We start from the raw sequence: 23,603 nt of genomic DNA, 5'->3' as shown, positions 1-23,603 counted from the left end.
GAATGCCCCCGAAGATCGACATCGACGTGTACGTGAAGGGCGTGCTCGACGGGAAGCGCGCGCACATCGCGCGGGCGATCACTCTCGTCGAGTCCACCCGGCCGGACCACCGCACCCTGGCGCAGGCTCTGTTGACCCGGCTGCTGCCGCACGCGGGCAGTGCCCGGCGGATCGGCATCAGCGGGGTGCCGGGGGTGGGCAAGTCCACTTTCATCGACGCGTTCGGCACGATGCTGACCGGGCTGGGCCACCGGGTGGCGGTGCTGGCCGTGGACCCGTCCTCCACCCGGACGGGCGGGTCCATCCTCGGCGACAAGACGCGGATGGAGCGGCTCGCCGTCGATCCGGCGGCGTTCGTCCGGCCGTCCCCGTCCGCGGGGACGCTGGGCGGGGTCGCCAAGGCGACCCGCGAGTCGATGATCGTCATGGAGGCGGCCGGGTACGACGTGGTCCTCGTCGAGACGGTGGGCGTGGGCCAGTCGGAGACCACGGTCGCCGGGATGGTGGACTCCTTCCTGCTGCTGTCGCTGGCGCGTACGGGCGACCAGTTGCAGGGCATCAAGAAGGGCGTCCTGGAGCTGGCGGACGTGCTGGCCGTGAACAAGGCGGACGGTCCGCACGAGCGCGACGCGAAGGCGGCGGCCCGGGAACTGTCGGGCGCGCTGCGGCTGATGCACCCGGCGGACGCCGCCTGGACCCCGCCGGTGCTGACGTGCAGCGCGCGGGAGTCGGCGGGGCTCGACGAGGTCTGGAACCGGCTCGAACAGCACCGGACGCTGCTGGACGCGGGCGGCCGGCTGTCGGCCAAGCGCGCGGCGCAGCAGGTGGAATGGACCTGGTCGATGGTCCGCGACGAACTGCTGGAGCGGCTGCGGGCCGATCCGGCGGTACGGGAGCTGGCTCCGGAGCTGGAGGCGGGGGTGCGGTCGGGTACCGTCACCGCCACCTCGGCGGCGGACCGGATCCTGTCGGCGTTCGGCCGCGGCTGACCGGACCGCGTGCGGCCGGGCCGTCAGGTCCGCGTGCGGTCGGGACGGAAGGGGCGCGTGCGGTCGGGACGGAAGGGGCGCGGGGGCGTGACCCCCGCGTCCGCGCCCCGTGCCGTCCCGGCGGTTACGCGTCGATCAGTACCGAGCCCGCGGCGCCGAGCACCTCGTGCAGGACGCGGGCCCGTTCGGCCGGCTCGGGGGTGGCCAGCAGCGCGGAGAGGACCGCGATCCGGGCCTGGCCGGCCCGCAGGGTGCCGGTCGGGACGGCTCCGGCGGCGACGAGGTCGACCGCGCCGCCGTGGGTGTAGATCTCGGTGACGGGGCCGGCCGCGACCCGCGTGGTCAGCGCGACCAGGACACCGCGGGCGACGGCGGCGGCCACCGCGTCCACGATCTCCGGGGTGGCGTTGCCCGCGCCCGTGCCCACCAGGACGATGCCCTTGGCGCCCGCCTCGACGGCGGCGTTCAGCAGCACCGGGTCGCCGTCGGCGTGGTGCATCACCATGTCCACGCGCGGCGGCAGCTCCGGCATCGCGGGCAGGGGCAGCGGGGCCGTCCGCTGCGGGCCGCGCAGCACGGCGACCTTGCCGAAGCCGACCTTGCCGAGGAGCTCCTTGGAGGGGTCGGCGAACGCGTCCAGCGCCACGGCCTGGGTCTTCACGGTGCCCCGGGCGGCGTGCACCCGGCCGGCGAAGGTGATCAGGACGCCGAGTCCGCGCGTGGTGGCGGCGGTGAGCAGGGCGTCGTAGAGGTTGCCGGGACCGTCGCCCTCGGCGGAGCCCATGGGGAGCTGCGAGCCGGTGAACACGACGCTGCGCGCGTCGTGGTGGTGGAGGTCGACGAGGAAGGCCGACTCCTCCAGGGTGTCGGTGCCGTGCGTGACGACGATGCCGTCGACGCCGGGGTCGGCGAGCACCTCGTGGACGGTGCGCAGGAGGGTCAGCTGGTGGGCGGTGGTGAGCCGGGGGCTGTTCACGCTGAACAGGTCCACGACGTCGACGGTGACGCCCTCGGGCAGGGGGGCGGTGGCCATCACCTCGCGTCCGTCGGCCTCGGCGGCGAAGCCGGAGCCCATCCACCGGCTGGCTATCGTCCCGCCGGTGCTGATGACGACGATGCGTCCCATGGCCTGGCCACCTTCCCTCGCGTAGATCTCGTACAGATTTCCTATACCCGGCAATGATAGTGAGATCTACGCGCAATGCGATTGCGTGTTTCGGCGCGCCTGCAATAAACCGTGGATGATAATTGCGTCATGGATGCCATCGATCACGAAATCTTGCGCGAGCTCCAGCGCGACGGCCGCCTCAGCAACCAGGAACTGGCCCAGCGGGTCGGTCTGACCCCTTCCCCCTGCATGCGCCGGGTGCGCCAGCTGGAGCAGGACGGGGTGATCCAGGGGTACCGGGCCGTGATCGACCCCGAGGCCGTCGGGCGCGGGTTCGAGGTGCTGGTGTCCGTCGAGGTCAAGCGGGACCGGGAGGCCGTCGAGGCCTTCGAGGCGGCGCTCCAGGACATTCCCGACGTCATCGAGGCCTACCGCCTCTTCGGCAGTCCGGGCTGCCTGCTGCGCATCGCCGTCGCCGACCTGCGCGCGTACGAACGCCTCTGGATCGAGCGGCTCACGGCGCTCTCCGGGATCACCGAGGTCAACTCCCAGATCATCATGAAGCGCGTCAAGGAGCCGACCGGACTGCCGGTCTGACGCCGCGCCGGCCGCGCCGCACCCCGGCCGGGCCCTCCTCCCCGCCCCTGGCGACCTGCGCATATCCCCCCCGCGGCGGGAGCCGGGCGCGCGGCGATAACCCTCCAATAAGGCCCCCCGTTAGCTTCTGGAATCCAGAACGGATGCTCACACCAGAAGGGGGTGCCGCATGGACTTCCGGCTGCTCGGGCCGATCGAGGCCAAACGGGGAGGCGGCAGTACGATCCCGCTCTCCGGTTCCAAGGTCCATACGGTGCTCGCGGCGCTACTGCTGTCCGAAGGACGCGTGGTCTCCGATGCCCGGCTCAGCGCCCTCCTGTGGGGGTGGGACCCGCCGGCCACGGCCAGCGCGCAGATCTACACGTACATGTCGAGGCTGCGCAAGCACCTCGGCCCGGAGATCGAGATCGTCCGACGGCAGCCGGGCTACGTGCTGCGGGCACCCGGGGCGTGGATCGACCTCACCGAGTTCGACCGCCTGGACCGCCTGGGCCGCGAGGCCCTAGCCGACCGCCGCTTCGACGAGGCGGGCACGCTGCTGCGCGACGCCCTGGACCTGTGGCGGGGCACCGCGCTGGCCAACGCGACCGAGCAGATGATCGAGGCGGAACTGCCCCGGCTGGAGGAGGCGCGGATGATCGCGCTGGAGAGCCGGATCGAGGCCGACCTCGCCGTCGGCCGCCACGAGCAGGTCACCGCCGAGCTCACCGGACTGGTCGCCGAGCACCCCGTACGGGAACGGCTGCGCGCCCAGCTGATGACGGCCCTGTACCGCTGCGGGCGGCAGGCCGACGCGCTGCACACGTACTACGAGGGGCGCGCGGTCCTCGCCGACCAGCTGGGCGTGGACCCGGGCGAGGCGCTCGGGTCCACCTACCAGGCGGTGCTCGGCGGTGGCCTCGGACTGGGCGCCTCCGCCGGCTCCCCGCCCGCCGCCGCGGACGCCCCGCAGGACCCGGCGGCCCCGGGCCCGACCGGATCCACGGCACCGGCCGCGGGCACGGCGGCGGCCCGGGCGGTGCCCGCGATGCTGCCCGCGCCGTACGGCGAGTTCACCGGACGCCGGGCCGAACTGGCATCGCTGCGCGCGAGGCTGGGCCGCGAGGACGGCCGCCCGCGCCGGCTGCTGATCACCGGCATGGCCGGGGCGGGCAAGACGGCCCTGGCGGTGCGCGCGGCCCAGGACTGCGCCGCGCACTTCCCCGACGGACAGCTCTTCGTGGAGCTCTGCCACCCGGACGGCGCCCCGAAGGACCCCGCCGAGGTGCTGGTCCGGCTGCTGCGCGCCCTCGGCGAACCGCCTCCGGCCGCCGCCTTCGGGGACCTGGAGGAACTGGTCCGGCTGTACCGGACCCGGACCTCGGGCGCCCGGCTGCTGCTGGTCCTGGACGGCGCCGTGGGCGACCGCCAGGTGGCCCCGCTGCTGCCGGGGGGCCCGGAGTCGGCGGTGCTGATCACCAGTCAGGCCCGGCTGGCCCGGGTCGCCGGCGCGGACACCACCGCGCTGGCCCTGGTGGACGACGAGGAGGGGCTGGAACTGCTCGCCTCGCTGGTGGGGCGCGCCCGGCTGGACGCGGACCCGGACGCGGCCGACGACCTGGTGGCGTACTGCGCCGGGCTGCCGCTGGCCCTGCACGTCACCGGCGCCCGGCTCGCGGCGCGGCCGCACTGGCCGGTGGCCCGGCTCGCGGCCCGGCTCGCCGACCCCGGTACCCGGCTGGCCGAGCTGTCGTACGGCGACGTGAGCGTGCGGGAGGCCCTGGTGCATTCCGTACGGCTGCTGGAGGAGCCGGAGCTGGCCGCGCTGACCGGGCTCGCGGACGGGGACGCGGAACCCTTCTGCGCCCAGTACGCGGCGCTGGTGCTGGGCACCGCGGAGGAGGAGGCGGAGGCGGCCCTGGACACCCTGGTGGACCGCGCCCTGCTGGAACTGTCCGGGCTGGACTCCCAGGGCCGGCCGCTGTACCGGTGGAACGACCTGGTCCGGCTGCTGGCGGTCTCCCTGACCACCCGGGACGCCTTCCCCTCCGCGGTGCGGTGAGTCACCCTGCGGTGCTCACCACGAGCTGTGGGACCGCAGGTGGAAGGTGCCCGTGGGCCGCAGGGCCGGCTCGATGGTCTCGCGGACGATGGTCCACACGTCGCCGACGACCCGCTCGCGCGGGGGCCGGGGCGAGCGGGACAGCGCGTCGGCGGCGATCGCCCAGGCCGAGGCCACGGCGGCCGTGGCCCGTACCTCGGCGGACGGCTTCGCGGCCTTCGCCCGGGCCCGGCCGACGTCGATGCGGAACGCGAGTTCCGCGGCCTGGCCGAGCTGGAACTCGCGGATCACACCGGTGACCGGGAGGGCGAAGACGGCCGGCGAGAGCGGGTGTTCGTAGACCCGGCGGACCCAGGTGGAGAAGCGCAGCCGCTCCCGCTCCTCCCAGCCGCCGCGCGCGGCCGGGCCCGGGTCGTCCCGCTCCACGGCTTCCGCGATCGCCTCGAAGTACGCGGCGAGGTCCTCGGAACCCAGCCCCAGCAGCTGCCCGGGCGAGTCGAAGGCGGGGGCACCGGAGGGGGCTTCGGCGGTGGAGGCGGCCTGGAAGGCGTTCTCCGCGATCAGCTGTTCCACGGGGAAGAAGGACTCGATGGTCATGGCTCTACGGCCTTTCGCTGAGGCGGTACCGGGACGGACGGGGCGGTGACGGTCGGAGCGGTGACGGACGGGGCGGTGACGGTCAGGACGGTGACCGGCGGAGAGGTGACCGGCGCGGAGGTGACGGCCGGTGTCGGTGCGGTGCGCAGGGTCGAGGAGGTCTCAGTGGTCGGTGTGGTGGTGCACGGGTCCGTGCGCGGCGGGTCCCGCCGGCCGGGCCAGCGCCACCGCGACGCCGTCCAGGAGCCGGAGGTCCTCGACGGTCCAGGCGGTGGTCCGGCCGCGGTGGGTGTGGGTGACCCGGACCGGACCCTCGCGGCCCGGATGGGTTTCCAGCAGGCCCAGTTCGACTCCGGACAGCCCGAGCCCGGTGGCCTTGACCACGGCCTCCTTGCGGGTCCAGATCCGGTAGAAGGCCGCGTCCCGCTCGGGACCGGGGCGGAGCGCCGCCAGGTGGTCGCGCTCCGCGGCCGTGAGGTCCGCGTCGGTGGTCGCCGACCCGCGGACCGGGCGCACCGACTCGGCGTCCACGCCGATCGAGGCGCCCGCGCCGAGGGCGAAGATCCCGCAGCCCGCGGTACGGCTCATGCTGAGCGGGAGACCCAGGTCCGGGACGACCAGCTTCGGCGGGCCGTGACTGCCGTCGCCGCAGCCGGGACAGGAGCGCCGGCCGAGGGCGATGTCCCCGGGCCCGAGACCGAACAGCCCGGCGAGGGCCCGGCGGGCCGCGGCGCGGGAGCGGACGAAGGCGGCGGCGTCGCGTTCGGCGGGCAGGGACAGCGCCCGCCGGAACTCCTCCGTGTCCAGCAGCGGCAGATCGGCCGGATCGGTGTGCTCCGGCGTACGCCACCACCAGACGTGGGCCTCCCCCCGTGCGCCGAGGGCGTCGGCGACGGCCATCGCCGTGCCATGGGCGTGGCCTTCCGTGCCTGATGCCATGAAGTCCTCCCTTCTACTCCCCCGTCGGATGGTGCGGGACGTGCGGCGGTCGGCAGGAATTCGCCGGGATTTCCCCGGGGAAACCGTAGACAAAGCCGCCCCATAACCATGCGGTGGGCAACTATTTCCCGCCTATACACGGATACGCGGACCATTCGGAAGCCTTCCCCATAGGAATGGGATAGGACAGGTCCGGAAACTGACTCGGGTCATCGTTCATCAACCCGAGGATTTCTTCATGCCGCGGATTCAGGAACACACCCTTACCCTTCCCGCGACCGGCACGGCCCCTGACGCCGTCACGCTCACCGACGCCGAGCGCGCCGGGCTGATCGCCGTCGCCACCGACGTGCTGCGGGCCACCCCGGCCCTGATCGACGATCCGGCCTGGCTGGACACCGTGCGGGACGCCTCGTCGGCGCTGCCCCGTTCGGTGCTGGCCGCGCTGCGCCGGTTCCGCCACGACGCCGGCCCCGACGGGGTCCTGCTGCTGCGCAACGTGCCGGTGGTCGCGAACGACCCGCTGCCGGAGACGCCGACCGTGCCCGGTTCCGTGGAACGGGTGCCGGCCGTGGCGTCGGCTCTGGTCACGGCGGCCATGCTCCAGCTCGGGGAGGTGATCGCCTATCGCAGCGAAAAGACCGGTGCGCTCGTCCAGAACGTCGTCCCGGTTCCGGGGAGCGAGAGTTCCCAGAGCAATGCCGGCTCCGTTCTGCTGGAACTCCACGTCGAGAACGCCTTCCATGACAACAAGCCCGATTACGTCGGCCTGCTCTGCGTCCGCGAGGACCCGACCGGCGATGCGAAGCTGTGCACGTCCTCGATCCGGCGGGCCCTTCCGCTGCTGTCCGCCCGCACCGTGTCCGTACTGGCCGCGCCGCGGTTCCTCACCGAGCCGCCGCCGTCCTTCGGCGACCTGAACTCGGTGACCCCCGCCCACGCGGTGCTCGTCGGGGACCCCCAGGACCCGAACATCCTGGTGGACTTCGCCGCGACGCATCCGCTGGACGACGAGGCGAAGGCCGCCATGGGCGAGCTGCGCGAGGCCCTCATGCGGACGATGTCCGCGCTGGCCCTGCGGGTCGGGGACCTCGCGGTGGTCGACAACCGGCTCGCGGTGCACGGCCGGACCTCCTTCACCCCTCGTTACGACGGCCAGGACCGCTGGCTCCACCGGGTGTACGCCCACCTGGACCACCGCCGCAGCCGGGTGGACCGCAAGGGCGGTGGCGCGGTGCTCAACTGACGTGCCGCCCACCGCTCTTCGAGAGCCGGTAGGAACGGCCGGAGGGCCGGCCCCTTGTGGGGGCCGGCCCTCCGGCCGTCGTGGTGCCTACTGCCGTGAGCTGATGACGTCCGCCGGCCGGCCCGCCAGGGCCAGACGGCCCGGGACCAGCGTGGCCAGGGCGGTCAGCAGCGCCGCGAAGCCCAGGACGCCCAGGTACATCCAGCCGTCGATGGAGGGGGACGCGGAGCCGGTCATCCCGATGCTGAAGGCGGTGAGCACCGCGAAGGCGATGCCGGTGCCGAGGACCGAGGAGATCACGATCACCAGGGCCGCCTCGATGCGGAGCATGCGCATCACCTGGCGCCGGGTGGTGCCGACGAGCTGGAGCAGCGCGAACTCGCGGGTGCGGTCGGACACCGACATGGCCAGCGTGTTGACCACGGCGATGGCGGTGAAGGCGATGATCAGGCCCATCGCGACGTAGTTCACCTCGGCGTTGGACTGCTGGACCTCGGCCTGCAGGTCCTTGACCTGGTCGCGGTCGAGCACCCCGACGCCCGGCAGGCCGGCGAGGGCCTTCTGGAGGTCGGCGCGGCCGGGCTTGCCCGCGTCGGCGGTCTTGACCAGCAGCGAGGAGGCCAGCGGGTTGTCGACGTGCTTCGAGACCAGCTCGTGGGACATCGTCAGGTCGCCGAAGCCCAGGCCGCGGTCGTAGACGGCCGCGACGGTCAGCTCGGTCTCGGTGCCGTCGCCGAGGGTCAGCTTCAGCTTGTCGCCGGGCTTCTTGCCCAGGTTGTCGGCCGCCACGTCGCTCAGCGCGACGCTCTGCGCGCCGAAGCCGTCCAGGGTGCCCCCGGTGACGCCCGGGTCCCAGGTGCGGGTCAGGCCGTCGGTGGAGACGCCCTGCGCCGGGTACTTCTCCAGGCCGACGCGCACGGAGGTGCGGACGACCTCGGTCACCGCCGACACGCCGGGAACCTTGCGCAGGTTCTCGGCGGCCTGGGCGGGCACGCCGGGTCCGGCCGCCCCGACGACCCAGTCGGCCTTGTTGCCGGCCTGGGCCTGGGCGGTGGCCGCCGCGCCCATCGTGGTCTGCACGAAGAAGACGGTGCAGGCCATGCCGATCAGCAGGGCGAGCGGGGTGACCGCCGCGGAGACCCGCTTGGTGTTGGCGCGGGCGTTGGCCGTGGCCAGGTAGCCGCCGACCCGGGAGGCCCGCAGCGGGACCCCGAGGACGCCGACCGCGATCCGGGCGATCAGCGGCCCGAGCAGCGAGACCGCCACCGAGAGCACGACGACCGACAGGAACGTCACCGGGGTCGACGCCGGCTCGCTGCGCAGCGCGGCGAGTACGGCGAGCAGTACGATCCCGCCGGCCAGGAACGCGGCGCCGGCGCCGAGCCGGCCCCAGGCGAAGTTCCGCTGCTCCATGGCCGCTTCGGACAGGGCCTCGGCGGGACGGATGCGGGCGGTGCGGCGGGCGGAGATCCGGGCGGCTGCCCAGGCGCCCAGCAGGGCCGCGCCGATGGCGGCGAAGAACGGGAAGACGCTGAAGGTGACTTCGAGGGTGTCGGGGATCGCCTTGAAGCCGACGAACTTGCCGTGCAGCCAGTAGGCGATGGGCAGGCCAGTGATCGAGCCGAGGACACCGGCGAGGGCGCCGACGATCAGCGCCTCGCGGCCGATGAGCTGGCGGACCTGCTTGGGGGTGGCCGCGATGGCGCGCAGCAGGGCCAGTTCGCGGTAGCGCTGCTGGATGGAGAGGGCGAAGGTGCCGACGACCACGAGGATCGCGACGAGCAGCGAGGTGCCGCCGATGGCGCCGCCCATGGAGACCAGCTTGATCCGGGCCTTGGCCGCGTCGAGGAACTCGACCGGGCCGCGCTCGCCGCCGGTGACCACCTCCGCGGAGGTGCCGTCGAGGGCCTGGCGGACCTGGCCGGCGAGCTCCGAGGTGGACACGCCCTCCTTGGGCAGCACTCCGACGACGGCGACCTGGTCGGCGCGGCCGGACAGCCGCCCGGCCTCGGCGTCGGAGAAGAACAGCGAGGTCTGCTGCTTGAGGTCGTGGCCGGCGGGGGCCGCGATGCCGGTGACCCGGTAGACGCGCGGGGAACCGGTGGCCTGGACGGTCAGTTCGGTGCCGGGCTTGATGCCGGCCCGCCGGGCCAGTTCACGGTCGACGACGACCTCGTCGGCGCCGACCGGGGCGGCGCCCTCGGCCAGGGTGAAGGGGGTCAGGGGCGCGGAGGTCCAGGCGTGTCCGAAGGAGGGCTTGTCGTCGACGCCCGGGACCACCTGTCCCTTGGGGGTGACCGCGTACGCCGGGAAGGTGATCTCGGGCAGCGCCGCCCGGACGCCGGGCAGCGAGGCGACCTTGGTGACGGTGTCGGCGGGCAGCCAGACGCGCTCGCCGAGCGGCTTCTCCTTCTTCTTGGTCTTGGTCTTGTCGCCCTTCTGCTTGACGGTGACCTGGTGCACGTTCTGGTCGCCGCCGACGATCACCGGGGCGCCGGCGTAGCGCTCGGTGCCGATGGTCCCCCTCAGCCCGGTCTCCAGCAGGATGCCGCAGGCCGTGACGAGCGCGGCCGCGCAGAAGAGGGCGAGGAACGCCCCGATGAAGCCGCCCTTGCGGGCGCGCAGGGTCTGCAACGCATAACGCAGCATCAGGCCCACGCTCCCAGGTGGGTCATGCGGTCGGCGACGCGGTCGGCGGTGGGGGCCTGCATGCGGTCGGCGATCCGGCCGTCGGCGAGGAAGAGGACGGTGTCGGCGTAGGAGGCGGCGACCGGGTCGTGGGTGACCATGACCACGGTCTGACCGGTCTCGTCGACGCAGGAGCGCAGCAGGGAGAGGATCTCCTTGGCGGTCACGGTGTCGAGGGCACCGGTCGGCTCGTCGCCGAAGATGACGTCGGGGCGGGTGATCAGGGCACGGGCGATCGCCACGCGCTGCTGCTGGCCGCCGGAGAGCTCCGCGGGGCGGTGGGTGGCACGGCCGCCCAGGCCCACGCGCGTGAGGATCTCCTCCAGCCAGCCGGAGTCGAGGCGCTCGCCGGCCAGGCGCAGCGGCAGCTCGACGTTCTGTCGTACCGACAGCGCCGGGATGAGGTTGAACGCCTGGAAGACGAAGCCGATGCGCTCGCGGCGCAGCTTCGTCAGCTGGGTCTCGTTCATTCCCCCGAGCTCGGTGTCACCGATGTACGCGGAACCGCTCGACGGCTTGTCGAGGCCCGCGGCGCAGTGCAGGAACGTCGACTTGCCGGAACCGGAGGGTCCCATGACGGCCGTGAACGAACCGCGCTCGATGCCCACCGAGACCCCGTCCAGCGCCCGCACGCCCCGGCCGGCCTTTCCGTACTCCTTCACGACTCCGTCCAGGCGCAGCGCGAACCCCGGGGACCCGGCGCCGTTCTGCCCGCGGCGGCTGTTCGTCTCGGTCCTCATGCGCGACCAGTCCTTCCAAAGCTTTTGAGGGGGGAATGTCAGCAGCCTCATCCGCAAGATGTGGCGGATGCAACACCACCGATCCTGGACGGCGGTTCTATATTCCCTCTACTCAAAAGGCCCCGGGGTACGGTTTTCCGGCCGCGGGCTGGCGCCTGCGGCCGGAAAGGGACGTTCGCGGGAGGATTCAGCGGCGGCGGCCCCTCCTCCAGCGGTGGACGAGGGCCGCGGCGGAGGCCGCGAGGCACAGGACGTAGCAGGCGGTGACCCACGGGGCGGGGGTCCGGCCGGCGCCGAGTCCGTGGACGACCCCGGCGACCCAGCCGGCGTAGGCGAGCCCGTGCAGCATCCGGAAGGGGCGGATCCAGCGGCGGGTGGCGAAGACGCCCCGCCACAGGCCGGTGATCAGCGCGAGCACGAAGAGCTGGGCGGCCAGGGAGCCGAAGTCGACGAGGAGGTCCCCGCTGCCGAGGAGGACGTCGCTCGCCGCGATCTCCTCGCCGGCCACCTTGACGCCGATGTGGACGAGCAGGAAGCCGACCCCGGCCAGGCCCGCGGCGCGGTGCAGGAGCTGGGCGAGCTGCCGCCGGCCGGGGGTGAGGACGTCCCGGAAGACGGAGGCGAGGCCGAGCATCACCGAGACCGAGAGCGCGACCAGCGCGAAGACCCCGGCCATCCGGTCCAGGAAGTCCTGGAGCGCGCCGCCGACGAGGGCGCCCGCGGACAGCAGCAGGGCGACCGCGAGCACCCCGGCGGCCACGGCGCGGGCCCCGGGGGCGGGGGTGTGCGGGGGCCCTGGCCGGGCGGGAGCGGCGGTCGGGGCGGCTGCGGCCGGGACGGTGGCGGGCGCGGCCGGCGCGGCGGGCACGGCGGACACCACGGCGGGCGCGGCCGTGGGCGCGGCTGCAGGCGTGGGGGCGGGCGCGGGGGCGGGCGCGGGGGCGGCGGTCTGGAGGGCGGGCTGGGCCATGAGGAGCTCCGGGAGGGGTGGGTTCTCCGTGCGGGGAGGCCGTGCGCCCGCCCCGGACCCCGCCGCGGGGGCGGGTCCGGGGCGGGCGGACGCGGATCAGGCGGGGCGGTGCCGGTGGACCGCCCCGAGGGGGGAGCCGTCGACGGGGCGGGCCAGGGAGGCCGACCAGTTCCCGTCGAGGTCGAGGTCGTCGATCTGCCAGCTGCTGACCTCGCCCTGGTAGCCGTGCTCCACCTCGACGGGGCCGGCCGTGCCGGGCCGGACGTCCAGCGCGTTGAGGTCGATGCCGAGGAGCCCGAGCCCGACTCCCTTCAGAACGGCCTCCTTACGGGTCCACACCCGGTGGAAGGCGGCGGTCCGCTCGGGCCCGGCGGGCAGGGACAGGATGTACGCGTGCTCGGCGGGCGCGAGCACCACGCCGGCCAGGGAGCCGGACTCGACGGGCCGCAGGGCCTCGACGTCCACCCCGATCCAGTCGCCGGCGTGCAGGGCGAGCACCCCGCAGCCGCTGGTCCGGGTCAGGCTCAGCGCGAGTCCGACGGCGGGGGCGGCCACGGCCGGCGGGCCGTGCTCCAGGTCACCGCAGCCGGGGCACACGCGGCGGCCGAGGGCCACCTCACGTGCGTCCACGCCCAGCAGCCCGCCGATGGCGCGCCGGGCACCGGCCCGGGTACGGATGAACGCGGCGGCGTCCCGTTCCAGACGGAACCGCCGTGCGCGGACCTGCTCGACCTCGTCGAGCAGGTCGAAGTCGGCCTGGTCGACCCGGTCTTCGAGCGGCCACCACCAGACGTGGGCCTCGCCGGTCGCCCGGAGTCTGGCCGCCTCCCGTGCGGCCGATTCGGGCACGGGCAGTACACCGGTGTGGTCGGTGTGGTCGATGCGGCCGCGGACGGCGGCCAGGGTCTGGCTGGTCATCGGATCCTCCTCTCCCCCTTGAGGGCGTTGTCAGGTCAGTCCACCGAGGCGCAGGAGCAGGTCCTTCACCTCGGTGGCGTGGTAGCGGGCGCGTTCCTGCGACGGGTCGGAGCAGAGCAGCAGCGGTCCGTCCCGGTCGTCCTCGGGCAGCCGCCCGTGGCTGCCGCGGACGCAGCCCGGATCGAGCGGCACCACCTGCAGCGGTGCCCGCAGGCCCGCCTTCTTCTTCAGCACGGCGAGGCCGGCCTTCGCCTTGGCCGCCGAATCGGCGGGGTCGAAGAACAGTTCGGCCGGGTCGTAGCCGGGTTTGCGGTGGATCTCGACGCCGCGCGCGAAGTCGGGGGCGCGCCGGTCGTCGAGCCAGTAGTAGTAGGTGAACCAGGCGTCCGGCTCCGATACGGCCACCAGTTCGCCCGCGTTCGGGTGGTCGATGCCGTAGTCGGCCTGCTGGGTGCGGTCCCAGACCTCGTCGACCCCGTCCAGGCACTTCAGGACGTCGCGCACGCGCGGGACGTCGGACGGGTCGGCCACGTAGACGTGCGCGGCCTGGTGGTCGGCGACGGCGAACGCCCGTGAGGTGTACGGGTCGAGGTACTCCATGCCCCGCTGGGCGTAGACGGACAGCAGCCCCTCGCGGCGCAGCGCGCGGTTGATGTCCACGGGCCGGCTGACGGGCGAGATGCCGTACTCGCTGAGGGCGACGACGGTGGTGCCGCGCTCGCGGAGGTCGTCCAGGAGCGGGCCGAGCGCGGCGTCGGCCTCGCGGGCGGCGCGGACGGCCTCGGGGCCGTCGGGGCCGAAGCGCTGGAGGTCGTAGTCCAGGTGCGGGACGTAGATGAAGGACAGGTCGGGGTCGCGGGTGTCGGCCACGTGCCGGGCGGCGCCGGCGATCCACCGGGTGGAGGTGAGGGAGGCCGTCGGACCCCAGTAGTTGAAGAGCGGGAACTCACCCTGGGCCGCCGTGAGTTCGTCGCGCAGGGCGGCCGGGACGGTGTAGCAGTCGGGAGCCTTGCGGCCGTCGTAGTGGTAGACGGGCCGGGGGGTCAGGACGGTGTCCACGTCGGCGCCCATGGCCCACCACCAGCACAGGTAGGCGGTGGTGTGGTCCGGGTCCTGGCGCCGGGCGGCCTGCCAGACCTTCTCGCCCCGCACCAGGGCGTTGTGCTGGCGCCACATCATCACTTCGCCGTGGTCGCGGAAGTACCAGCCGTTGCCGACCGCCCCGTGGTCGCGCGGCAGCGTCCCCGTGGTGAGGGTGGCCTGGACCGTGGCGGTGACGGCGGGGAACACCGTGTCGAGGGGTGCCGCGAAGCCCCGCTCGCCGATGGCACGCACGTTGGGCATGTGGGGCAGCAGCCGTGGGGTGAGGCCGACGGTGCACAGGACGGCCGTCTTCTTCCGGGCGGTGGGGGTCATGAGCCGGGCTCCTTCCGCGCGGCGGACGGCATGGGGGCGGGCGGTACGGGGGCGGGCGCCGTGCGGGTCAGGCCCAGTGCGGTCAGCTCCCGGGCGGTCCAGTCGAGTTCGGCGGCGATGCCCCGGGCCAGCCCGGCGTCGCCCACCGGCCGGCTGCCCTCGGGCAGCACCGACCAGGTGTACGTCTCCACCTCGATGTGGTCGGTGACGGCGTGGTCCCCTCCGAACAGGGCCCGGAGGGTGTCGCGCAGCACCGGGCCGGTGGAGGCCAGCGGCGGGGCCGGCTCCTCGTGCAGCGGTACGTGGTAGTGGATCCGCCAGGGCGCCTCGCCGGGCAGGGCCCCGGCCAGCGCCGGTCCCAGGTCGTCGGAGCCGAGCAGGGCGCCGCCGGCCGGGGCGGCCTCGCGGGTCTGGTGCAGGAAGCGGGGCTCCGCGAAGGCCGCCAGGGCCTCCCGGACGCGGGGGTCCGCCGGGTCGGCGGCCTGGAGGGCGCTGGAGGCCTGGACCTTGACCACCTGGAGTCCGGCGGTCAGGAGTTCGGCGACGGCGGCGTCCGGCTCCTCGTGGGCGACGGCCAGGTGGCAGGCGTCCAGGCAGAGCCCGATCCATTCGTGGTCGACGCCCTTGAGCGCCTCGACGGCCTGTGCGGTGGTCTCGGCGACGCAGCCCGGTTCGGGTTCCACGGCGACGCGCACGGTCCGGCCGGTCTCCGCCTCGATGCGGCGCAGTCCGGCGGCGAGCTTGTCGAGCTGGCGCGTGGCGGCGGCCTGCTGGGTGCGCGACCAGGCGGTGCGCCAGGCCAGCGGCAGGGTGGAGACCGAGCCGCGCTCGGCGTCGTCGGGCAGCAGCCCGGCCAGGACCCGGGCCAGGTTCAGGGTGTAGTCGAGGCGGGCGGGCTCGGACCAGTCCGGGTAGTACACCGCCCGCTTGACCACGGGAGCGTGGAAGCCCTTGTACGGGAACCCGTTGAGGGTCACCGTCTCCAGTCCGCGGGCGGTGAGCTCGCGGCGCAGCCGGCCGACGGCGGCCGGGTCGGCGGCGAGGGCCGCCGCCGCGTCCACCGGCAGCCACAGGCCGAGTCCGATGACGGACTCCCCCGCGGCGCGGCGGACCGGTTCCGCGTACGCGGCGAGCTGGGCGGTGATGCCCTCCAGGGTTTCGGCGGGGTGCACGTTGGTGCAGTAGGCGAGGTGGACGGCGGTGCCGTCCGGGTGGCGGAAGCGCATCAGGCGGCTCCTCTTTCCTGATCAGTTTCCGCCGCGGGCGATCGAGTTCCCGGCGTACAGCCCCGCGGCCTGCTCGTCCGTGTAGCCGTCCAGGCCGAGCCGGCCGGACTGCGCGTAGAAGGCGACCGGGTTGCGCCACAGGACGCGGTCCACGTCGTCCTCGTCGAAGCCGGCGGCGAGCATGGCGTCGCCGGTGGCCCGGGTGAGGAGCGGGTCGCTGTGGCCCCAGTCGGCCGCGGAGTTGACGAGGATGCGCTCGGTGCCGTGCTCCTTGAGGATGGCGACCATGCGGTCCGGGGTCATCTTGGTGTCGGGGTAGATGGAGAAGCCCATCCAGCAGCCGGAGTCGCGGACCTCCCGGACGGTGACCTCGTTGAGGTGGTCGAGGACGACGAAGCCCGGATCGATGCCCGACTCCCGGATCACGGCCAGGGAGCGGGCGGTGCCGCCCGCCTTGTCGCGGTGCGGGGTGTGGACGAGGGCCGGCAGGCCGAACTCGACGGCGAGGGAGAGCTGGACGGCGAAGGCGTGCTCCTCGGCGTCGGTGACGGTGTCGTAGCCGATCTCGCCGACGGCCACGACCCCGTCCTTGGCGAGGTAGCGCGGCAGCAGGTCCAGGACGGGGGTGCAGCGCGGGTCGTTCGCCTCCTTGGGGTTGAGGCCGATGGTGCAGTGGTGGCTGATGCCGAACTGCGCCGCGCGGTAGGGCTCCCAGCCCAGGAGGGCGTCGAAGTAGTCGGTGAAGCTGGAGGGGGAGGTGCGCGGCTGCCCAAGCCAGAACGCGGGCTCGACCAGCGCGCGGACGCCGGCGGCGTGCATCGCTCGGTAGTCGTCCGTGGTGCGGGACGTCATGTGGATGTGCGGGTCGAAGATGCGCATGGTCGGGCTCCGGTAGGGGTGGGTGGCGGGGTCAGTGGTCGAGGGTGGCTACGGTCCACAGGTCGGCCGGCACGGGGCGGTCGGCGGCGCGCCGCTCGGCGGCGAAGCCGTGCGCCATCCGCGCCAGTTCGGCGTCCCGGCGCTCGTGCAGTCCGGCGACCTTGGCCAGCGGTATCCCGGTGAACAGGCACTTGAGGACGGCCTGGCGCCAGCGGTACTGGTCGAGGTGGGCGCGGGCGTAGGGGCCCAGCGCGGCCGCGATGAGCCGGTTGTCGTTGGTCCGTACGGCGTCGTCGGTGAGGTGCACCGCGCGGTCGCCGAGCGGGAGGAAGGGCAGGGCGCGCAGTACGCCGCGGCGCTCGGCGGCGTCCCCGTGGGCGTAGCGTTCGCCGGCCTCGCGGGCGAGGGCGGCGCCGGAGGTGCCGTGGCGGGTCAGGGCGAGCAGGAGGACGGCGCGGACGGCGTCCTCGACGGCCCAGTCGGCCCAGCCGGGCAGGGGGCCGCGGCCGTAGTCGCGTCCGGCGGCGGGGAAGCGGCGGTCCAGGGCGGCGGGGCCCTCGGCGGCCACGGCGGCGGTGTCGGCGACGAGTCCGGCCCGGTGCTCCTGGTCGAGGACGGAGCGCAGGGACTCCTCCAGGGTGCGCAGGGTCAGCGCGTCGTGGACGGCGTGGTCGGCGTGGACGGCGTGGTCGGCGTGGTCGGCGGCGGGGGCGGGTGCCACCGGGACGGGCGGGGCGAGGGTGGGGGCGGTCATGCCGGTACGGCCTCCTTCGACGGCTCTTGCTGCGGACGGGTGTCGCGGGACGCCTGACGGGCGGCCGCCTCGCGCAGGAACGCGATGCTGTGGCGGGCGGTCTCGGCGCCGGCGTGACTGTGGCGCGGGAGTTCGACGGAGACGAGACCCCGGTAGCCGACGTCGGCGAGGGCGCCGAGCACGGGCGGGAAGTCGATCTCCCCCTCCCCGAAGGGCAGGTGTTCGTGGGTGCCCCGGCGCATGTCCTCGATCTGGACGTGGGCCAGGCGGTCGGCGGCCAGTGCCACGCAGTCGGCCACGGGGTAGGGCTCCAGGCAGCGGCAGTGGCCGATGTCCAGGGTGAGCCGGAAGCGGTCCGGGCGGCCGAGGTCGGCCAGCAGCCTGCGGTAGCCGGCGAGGTCGGCGACGAGCATGCCGGGCTCCGGTTCGAAGGCGAGGTCGATGCCCGCGGCCTCGGCGTGGCCGACGGTCTCGGCGCAGCCGTCGACCAGCCGCTGCCAGGCCTGTTCGCGGGTGGTGTCCGGGTCGGGGGTGCCGCTCCAGAAGTGGACGGCGCCGGCACCCAGTTCCACGCCGATGCCGACGGCCCGGCGCATCAGGTCCAGGCGCAGCCGACGGCCCTCGGGTTCGGCGGAGAGCAGCGTCGGGCGGTGCTTGCGGCGCGGGTCGAGGAGGTAGCGGGCGCCGGTCTCCACGACGACGGCGAGACCGGTGGCGTCCAGGGCGCGCCGGACCTCGTCGACGCGCGCGGCGAGACCGGGTGCGTACGGGTCCAGGTGCTGGTGGTCGAGGGTGAGCGCGACGCCCTCGTAGCCCAGGTCGGCGAGGAGGCGCAGCGCGTCGCCCAGACGGTGGTCGGCGAGGCCGTTGGTGCCGTAGGAGAACCGCGGTCCGGTCGGGGTGCTCATGTGGAGGACACCTTCCGGGAGAGGCGGCGGACCAGCGGCAGGGCCGCGGCGAGCGGTACGGCGACGCGCGGCGCACCGGCCCGGGCGGCCAGGGCGGCCTGGAGGGGCAGCAGGGCGTGGATGCCGGTTCCGACGGCCCGGCGCACGCGGGGGGCGGCGGGGTCGCGCAGGACGCGGGTGAGGGCGGGTCCGAAGCTGGTGGCGTACAGGGCGAGGGCGGCCGCCTGGGCGGGTCCGGTGCCGCGGTGCGCGGTGCCGGCGGCCGCGGCCGCCGCGGCGGCGAGGGTCAGGGCCGCCTCGCGGGGCGGGGCGCCGTCGACCTCGTGGCGGCTGAGCCGGGTCAGGCCCAGGGTGTGGACCGCCACGGCGGCGGCCGGGACGAGGGCGGGGCGGACCGGGGCGGGCCCGGTGCCGTGCAGGACGTCCAGGGCGCGCGCGGTGGCCATCACGGCGGGGCCGAGGGGGGTGGCCTTGGCGCCGAGGTCGTAGGCCCACACGGCGGCGGCCAGCGGCAGGGTGCGGCGCAGGGCGGTGCGCGGGCCACCGGCCAGAGCGGCGACGCCGAGACCGGCCGCGGTCAGCCCGGCGGCGGTGGCCAGGGCGGCCTCGGGGCGGATCCGGCCGGACGGCAGCGGGCGTTCGGGCCGCTCCACGGCGTCGAGCTCGCGGTCGGCCCAGTCGTTGAGGGCCATGCCCGCCCAGTAGAGGCAGACGGAGGAGGCGGCGAGGCCGAGGGTGCGGGGGCCGGTGCCGCGTCCGGCGGCGAGGGCGCCGGCCAGGACGTCGCCGGGCACGGTGATCGCGGCGGGCGCCCGGACCAGCTCGGCGTAGGCGCGCAGGGTGCGCCGGGCGCGGAAGGCGCGGCCCGGGAACGGCGGCAGCCGCAGGGGTCCGCTCCCGCCGGCGGGGCCGGCGGTCCCGGGGCGGGCGTCGTGCCCCGGGACGGTGGCGGTGGTCACGGCCGGGCCCCCGTCAGCGGATCGGCGCCCGTCACGGTGGACGCCGGGGCGGGGTTCGCGGCCCAGGCGGTGAGGGCCTCGTACTGGAGGGTGAGGTTGTGCTCGGTGGAGCCGGCCGGGTCCTTGAAGAAGAACCCGAGGGCGGCCAGGGCCCCGGACTCGCCGCGCCGCCCGGCCAGCGCGGCCAGCCGTACGAGGTCCAGGACCAGCGGGGCGGCCAGCGCGGAGTCGCAGCCCTGCCAGGTGAACTGCATGGTCATCCGGACGCCGAGGAAGCCTTCGAAGGAGATGTGGTCCCAGGCGGTCTTCCACTCCCCCATCTCGGGGACGTTGTCGATGTGCGTCTGGCCCTGGACCGCGTGGCCGACGGTCTCCTCCAGGCTGCGCTGCTTCGACTCGGTCTTGGATCGGGCCGCCGCCGGGTCGGCGAGGGTCGCGCCGTCGCCGCCGCCCAGCAGGTTGGTGCCGGACCAGGACCGCAGGCGCAGGGCGCGCTGGGTGAACATCGGGGCGAGGGCGCTCTTGACGAGGGTCTCGCCGGTCTTGCCGTCGCGGCCGGCGTGCGGGACCCCGCGCAGCCGGGCCAGTTCCTCCAGGGCGGGCAGGGCGGCGCCCGCCGACGGGGTGAAGTTGACGTAGGAGCAGCCCGCGGTGAAGGCCGCGTAGGCGTAGAGGGAGCTCGCCGGCAGGGTGACGGAGCCGGCCGTGAGGGCGGCCTCCAGGGAGGCCAGGCTCAGGAAGGCGGGGTCGGGTTCGGGCATCGGCTCCGTGGAGGAGACGTTGACGACGACCACCTGCTCCAGGCCGTGCCGGTCGCGGAAGGCCGCCATGTCCTCGGCGAGGCGGGCGGCGGTGTCGGACTGCGACTCGCCGGGGCGGGCGGAACCGTCGCGGATCTCCAGCTCGGCGGCGGCCAGCGGGGTGTCCAGGGCCTTGAGGACGGCGAAGGGCAGGACGCCCGCCCCGGCGAGTTGGCCGGCCCTCGCCGACAGGGGGGTGTCGACGACGTCGTGGCCGCCGAACACCAGGTCGGCGAGGGCCGGCAGAGGTGCGTCACGGAACGGGGGTGTTTCGGTGACGCACCCGACGGGGGAGGCGGCACCCGCGACGATGGCGGCGACGCCGGCGATGGCGGCCGTGGCGACCGAGCCTCGCGCGCCGACCATCCAGACGCCGATTCGGGGTGAAGATCCGGTCGTGTCTCGCATGGTGTGCCAATCCTCCTGAGTCGTGTGGAGCGGGGGTACAGCCGGACTACTTGCCGAGGTCGACCGGGTAGGGCCAGACGTCGAAGGCCTTGGTGACCTTCTCGTCGGAGCGGCACAGCCACTTGTCGGTGACGTGGCGGACCACGTGCCTGGGCAGGTGCTTGTTGTCGTTGGCGTCGTTCACCGGCTTGGCGATGGACTGGAGTTCCCAGGCAGCGCCCGCGAGGCGGTTGATGTGCGCCCAGAACCGGCGGTCGATGCCGAGCAGCTGGAAGGACTGCAGGTAGGCGTGCCAGCGGTGGTAGGCGTGGGTGGCCTCCGGCGGCGTGTAGTTCATCATGTGGACCTTGTTGCCGGCCGGGCGGCGCGGGTCGAACAGGGTGCCCTGGCCGAACTCCTGGAAGGCGAAGACCAGTCCCTTGGGGTCGTGGCCGTACCACTTGTCGTAGACCTTCTTCTGCTCGCGGGAGAGCAGCTCGAAGTGGGCCTTGTTGGGCTGGATGAGCTCCATCCAACTGCGCGGGTAGCGGCCGCCCTGGCGGGTGGCGAGCCAGGCGTCGTAGGACTTGGTGAAGCCGCCGAAGGGCGCCGTGATGGCCGCGACCGCGGCCTTCATCCCGTCCGACGGCGTGTAGTAGGACATCTCGTCGTACTCGTACCAGAACTCGCTCGCCCAGCGGTCGCCGACCAGGCCCTCGACCTTGGGCAGCTGCGGGCGGCGGCCGTGGGCGGCCGCCGGGCCCGCGCCGAGGACGGTGACCGCGGCCGCGGCGCCTGCGGCGCCCAGGGCGGTCCGCAGGACGCTCCTGCGGTCCATGGAGTTGAGCGGCATGGTCGTGCTCCTTCTGGCTCTGTCTCGGATGCGGACGGATCATCGGGGGGTGCGATGGGTTTACTCTCCCGGGCCCCGCCATACCTGCCCTATATCGCTGTTCGCGCAGGTCACAGGCGGGGCCCGGAGGTGGCTACACGGGCTCCGGGGAGCCCTTCTCCAGGGGGTTGCGGCGCAGGGACGGCGACAGCAGCGCGACGAGCGCGGTGACGCCCATGGCGACGCTGAGGCCCAGCACGGTACGGGTGGGGCCGAAGGCCTCCAGGGCGAAGCCGGCGGCCACGGGACCGGCCGCCATGGCGCCGCCGCCGACGAGCATGGCGAGGGAGTTGGCCCTGCCGCGCATCCGGTCGGGGGCGACGCGGACCATGAACACCCCGCCCGCGACGTTGAACACGCCGCCGACGTAGCCGCTGGCGGCGAACAGCGCGCCCAGGGCGTAGGGGTCGCGCAGGAACGCGACGGGGACCATGAGGGCGGTCCAGACGGCCAGCCCGCCGAGCACCAGGGTGCGCAGGGAGAAGCGGGTGGCCCACCAGCCGCCGGTGATGGCGCCGACGAGTCCGCCGGCCCCGCTGAGGGAGAGCACGACGCCGATCTGGAACTGGGAGCCGTGGTTCTCCTGGATGCCGGTCATGACCGCGAGGTTGAGGCCCTGGAACAGCACGTTGGAGACGGCCACGGCGGCCATCACGGCCCGCAGGAAGCGCTGGCGCCACATCCAGACGAGCCCCTCCTTGATCTCCCGCACCAGATCGGGCCGGGGCCCGGTGCGCTCGGCCTGGAGCTTGCCCCGTACTCCGAAGAGCAGGACGACGGAGGCGAGTTGGCCGACGAGGGCGGCCACGTACGGGAAGGAGGAGCCCAGGGCGACGAGGCCGCTGCCGAGCGGCTGCCCGGCGATGGCGGCGCCGCGGGTCCGGGCCTCGTTGCCGGTGAGGGCGGCGGGGAGCTGCTCCGTGGGGACCACGGCGGGGACCGCGGCCCGCTCGGCGAGCTGGTGCAGCACCCCGAGGGTGCCCTCGGTGAAGGCCGCCGCGAGCAGGGCCCAGAGCCACACGTGCCCGCTGAGCAGCAGGGCGGCGACGGCCCCGGCGACCAGCGCCTGCCCGAGGCCCGCGCCGATCATGATCCGGCGCCGGTCCCAGCGGTCCACGAGGGCGCCGCCGGGGAGCTGGACGAGGAGCTGGGGCAGGAGGAGGGCGGTGCCGACCAGGCCGGCGTCACCGGGCGAACCGGTGATCCACAGGACGGTGAGCGGGTAGGCGACGGCGGTCGCCCGGCCGGCGAGGAGCGAGAGTCCGGCGCCGCCCCACAGCAGCCCGAAGTCGCGGTTGCGGCGCAGCGGAACGGCTGCCGACGGGGCCTCGCCGTGCTCCGGGGCCGGGGCCGCCTCCCCGCTCCCGGACCGGGCCCCGGGCTCGGCCCGGCCCGTGGGCCGGGGCTCCGTCCCCGGGTCGGTCCGGGGCTGCGGGGCCTCTCCCGCCGGGGCGGCGGCCGCCAGCTCCCACGGGAGGACCGCCGGGTCCGTCACCGTCTTCGGCGGCGGGGTCACCGTACGGCCGTCGCGAGGTGCGCGTCGTCCAGGTCCGCGGCGAAGCGGGGGCCGGTGGCGTCGCCGTCCGCCGGAGCGGAGTGGGTGTACTCCAGTACGGCCATGGCGCTGTGCATCTTGTTGGTGGCCTGGGCGAAGGCGATGCTCGTCGGACCGTCCAGCACCTCCGCGGTGACCTCCTCGCCCCGGTGCGCGGGCAGGTCGTGCATGAACACGGCGCGCGGGCTGCTCTCCCACAGACCGGAGGTGACCTGGAACGGGGCGAAGATCTCGCGCCAGTTCGCGTCCGGCTTCTGCGTGCCCGTCGTCTGCCAGCGGGTCGTGTAGACGACGTCGAAGCCCTCGGGCAGCACGTCCATGTCGTGCCGTTCGACGAGCACCGCCCCGCTGCGCGCGGCCCGGGCGCGGGCCCGCTCGGCGATGGAGGGCAGCAGCCCGTAGCCGGGCGGCGTGCGCAGCTCGAAGTGCACGTTCGGGAACCGGGTCAGGGCCAGGGCCAGTGCGGCGGCGGTGTTGTTGCCCTCGCCGACGTACAGGACGCGCAGTCCGTCGACGCGGCCGAAGTGGCGCAGCAGGGTGGTGAGGTCGGTGAGGGCCTGGGTGGGGTGCTCCTCGGCGCTCATCGCGTTGACCACGGCCATCCGGTCCTGGGCGGCCCAGCCGCGCAGTTCGGCCTCGGGGCCGGCGGTGCGGGCGACGAGGACGTCGAGCATGCCGGAGAGCACGCGTCCGGTGTCCTCGACGGACTCTCCGGTGTTGAGCTGGAGGTCGCCGGGGCCGTACGCCACGATCCGGGCGCCCACGCGCAGGGCCCCGGAGGAGAAGGCGGTGCGGGTGCGGGTGGAGGTCTTGGCGAAGTAGACGCCGGCGACCAGGCCTTCCAGGGCACGGGAGCGGGTGACGGTGCCCGCCGAGAACTCGGCGCCGCGGGCGACGATCCGGTGCAGGTCCCGGTCGGTGAGGTCGTCGATGGAGATGAGGTGGCGCGCCGGGCGGCGGCCGCCGGGGTCGTTCGTGTGCTGCGGGTCCATCG

General features: G+C 74.4%; 21 protein-coding genes. 4 read left to right on the top strand and 17 right to left on the bottom strand.

Features of this window, described 5'->3' with window-relative positions; translation table 11 throughout:
• Positions 1-2 precede the first annotated feature (2 nt).
• Positions 3-989, top strand: a complete 987-nt coding sequence (gene meaB / locus ACZ5D2_RS14950; RefSeq protein WP_371676220.1) for a methylmalonyl Co-A mutase-associated GTPase MeaB — start codon at positions 3-5, stop codon at positions 987-989.
• Positions 990-1,113: 124 nt separating this feature from the next.
• On the opposite strand, the gene ACZ5D2_RS14945 is transcribed toward meaB, so the two are convergent.
• Positions 1,114-2,115, bottom strand: a complete 1,002-nt coding sequence (locus ACZ5D2_RS14945; protein ID WP_371676221.1) for an asparaginase — start codon at positions 2,113-2,115, stop codon at positions 1,114-1,116.
• 129 nt (positions 2,116-2,244) lie between these two features.
• Here ACZ5D2_RS14945 and ACZ5D2_RS14940 point away from each other — a divergent pair, with 129 nt between their 5' ends.
• Both ACZ5D2_RS14940 and ACZ5D2_RS14935 read left to right on the top strand, forming a co-directional pair.
• Positions 2,245-2,694 carry an Lrp/AsnC family transcriptional regulator gene (locus tag ACZ5D2_RS14940; RefSeq protein ID WP_266843156.1) on the top strand — a complete coding sequence of 150 codons (450 nt, stop codon included), beginning with the start codon at positions 2,245-2,247 and terminating at the stop codon, positions 2,692-2,694.
• Positions 2,695-2,863: 169 nt separating this feature from the next.
• Positions 2,864-4,735: an AfsR/SARP family transcriptional regulator gene (locus tag ACZ5D2_RS14935; RefSeq protein ID WP_371676222.1), complete on the top strand. Its 1,872-nt coding sequence runs from the start codon at positions 2,864-2,866 to the stop codon at positions 4,733-4,735.
• 15 nt (positions 4,736-4,750) lie between these two features.
• On the opposite strand, the gene ACZ5D2_RS14930 is transcribed toward ACZ5D2_RS14935, so the two are convergent.
• The gene (locus ACZ5D2_RS14930; protein ID WP_371676223.1) at positions 4,751-5,332 is read right to left on the bottom strand and encodes a hypothetical protein; all 582 of its coding nucleotides are present in this window, start codon (positions 5,330-5,332) and stop codon (positions 4,751-4,753) included.
• Positions 5,333-5,494: 162 nt separating this feature from the next.
• A complete protein-coding gene (locus ACZ5D2_RS14925; protein ID WP_266843152.1) occupies positions 5,495-6,271 on the bottom strand; it encodes a 4'-phosphopantetheinyl transferase family protein in 777 nt (258 codons plus the stop codon).
• A 238-nt stretch (positions 6,272-6,509) separates the two neighbouring features.
• Here ACZ5D2_RS14925 and ACZ5D2_RS14920 point away from each other — a divergent pair, with 238 nt between their 5' ends.
• A complete protein-coding gene (locus ACZ5D2_RS14920; RefSeq protein ID WP_371676224.1) occupies positions 6,510-7,517 on the top strand; it encodes a TauD/TfdA family dioxygenase in 1,008 nt (335 codons plus the stop codon).
• An 87-nt stretch (positions 7,518-7,604) separates the two neighbouring features.
• Here ACZ5D2_RS14920 and ACZ5D2_RS14915 read toward each other — a convergent pair whose 3' ends face one another.
• From ACZ5D2_RS14915 to ACZ5D2_RS14850, 14 genes are all read right to left on the bottom strand, one after another.
• The gene (locus ACZ5D2_RS14915) at positions 7,605-10,166 is read right to left on the bottom strand and encodes an ABC transporter permease (RefSeq protein ID WP_371676225.1); all 2,562 of its coding nucleotides are present in this window, start codon (positions 10,164-10,166) and stop codon (positions 7,605-7,607) included.
• Positions 10,166-10,945 carry an ABC transporter ATP-binding protein gene (locus ACZ5D2_RS14910; RefSeq protein ID WP_266843146.1) on the bottom strand — a complete coding sequence of 260 codons (780 nt, stop codon included), beginning with the start codon at positions 10,943-10,945 and terminating at the stop codon, positions 10,166-10,168. The genes ACZ5D2_RS14915 and ACZ5D2_RS14910 overlap by 1 nt, the downstream gene beginning before the upstream one ends.
• Positions 10,946-11,132: 187 nt before the next feature.
• Positions 11,133-11,915: a ferric reductase-like transmembrane domain-containing protein gene (locus ACZ5D2_RS14905; RefSeq protein ID WP_371676226.1), complete on the bottom strand. Its 783-nt coding sequence runs from the start codon at positions 11,913-11,915 to the stop codon at positions 11,133-11,135.
• Between the two features lie 96 nt (positions 11,916-12,011).
• Positions 12,012-12,833 (bottom strand): 4'-phosphopantetheinyl transferase superfamily protein, encoded by an 822-nt coding sequence (locus ACZ5D2_RS14900; protein ID WP_371676227.1) that lies wholly within the window; start codon positions 12,831-12,833, stop codon positions 12,012-12,014.
• A 30-nt stretch (positions 12,834-12,863) separates the two neighbouring features.
• Positions 12,864-14,249, bottom strand: coding sequence for an alkaline phosphatase family protein (locus ACZ5D2_RS14895; RefSeq protein WP_371676228.1), 1,386 nt, complete (start codon positions 14,247-14,249; stop codon positions 12,864-12,866).
• A complete protein-coding gene (eboE, locus tag ACZ5D2_RS14890; RefSeq protein WP_371676229.1) occupies positions 14,246-15,475 on the bottom strand; it encodes a metabolite traffic protein EboE in 1,230 nt (409 codons plus the stop codon). Before eboE ends, ACZ5D2_RS14895 begins: the two co-directional genes overlap by 4 nt.
• A gap of 21 nt (positions 15,476-15,496) precedes the next feature.
• On the bottom strand, positions 15,497-16,354 hold the full coding sequence (locus tag ACZ5D2_RS14885; RefSeq protein WP_371676230.1) for a TatD family hydrolase: 858 nt from the start codon (positions 16,352-16,354) through the stop codon (positions 15,497-15,499).
• A gap of 31 nt (positions 16,355-16,385) precedes the next feature.
• On the bottom strand, positions 16,386-17,108 hold the full coding sequence (locus ACZ5D2_RS14880; RefSeq protein WP_468929383.1) for an EboA domain-containing protein: 723 nt from the start codon (positions 17,106-17,108) through the stop codon (positions 16,386-16,388).
• Positions 17,105-18,016, bottom strand: a complete 912-nt coding sequence (locus tag ACZ5D2_RS14875; protein ID WP_371676232.1) for a sugar phosphate isomerase/epimerase family protein — start codon at positions 18,014-18,016, stop codon at positions 17,105-17,107. Before ACZ5D2_RS14875 ends, ACZ5D2_RS14880 begins: the two co-directional genes overlap by 4 nt.
• A complete protein-coding gene (locus tag ACZ5D2_RS14870) occupies positions 18,013-18,975 on the bottom strand; it encodes an SCO3242 family prenyltransferase (RefSeq protein WP_468929379.1) in 963 nt (320 codons plus the stop codon). The genes ACZ5D2_RS14875 and ACZ5D2_RS14870 overlap by 4 nt, the downstream gene beginning before the upstream one ends.
• On the bottom strand, positions 18,972-20,183 hold the full coding sequence (locus ACZ5D2_RS14865) for an inositol-3-phosphate synthase (RefSeq protein WP_468929376.1): 1,212 nt from the start codon (positions 20,181-20,183) through the stop codon (positions 18,972-18,974). The genes ACZ5D2_RS14870 and ACZ5D2_RS14865 overlap by 4 nt, the downstream gene beginning before the upstream one ends.
• A gap of 46 nt (positions 20,184-20,229) precedes the next feature.
• Positions 20,230-21,015, bottom strand: coding sequence for a Tat pathway signal sequence domain protein (locus ACZ5D2_RS14860; protein WP_371676235.1), 786 nt, complete (start codon positions 21,013-21,015; stop codon positions 20,230-20,232).
• A 133-nt stretch (positions 21,016-21,148) separates the two neighbouring features.
• Positions 21,149-22,570, bottom strand: coding sequence for an MFS transporter (locus tag ACZ5D2_RS14855; RefSeq protein ID WP_468929372.1), 1,422 nt, complete (start codon positions 22,568-22,570; stop codon positions 21,149-21,151).
• The gene (locus ACZ5D2_RS14850; protein WP_468929369.1) at positions 22,567-23,601 is read right to left on the bottom strand and encodes an ornithine carbamoyltransferase; all 1,035 of its coding nucleotides are present in this window, start codon (positions 23,599-23,601) and stop codon (positions 22,567-22,569) included. Before ACZ5D2_RS14850 ends, ACZ5D2_RS14855 begins: the two co-directional genes overlap by 4 nt.
• Positions 23,602-23,603 lie beyond the last annotated feature (2 nt).

Source organism: Streptomyces sp. NPDC031479, assembly GCF_055581065.1.
Note: the sequence above shows the minus strand (reverse complement) of the source record. Positions and strands in the feature narration are given on the sequence as shown.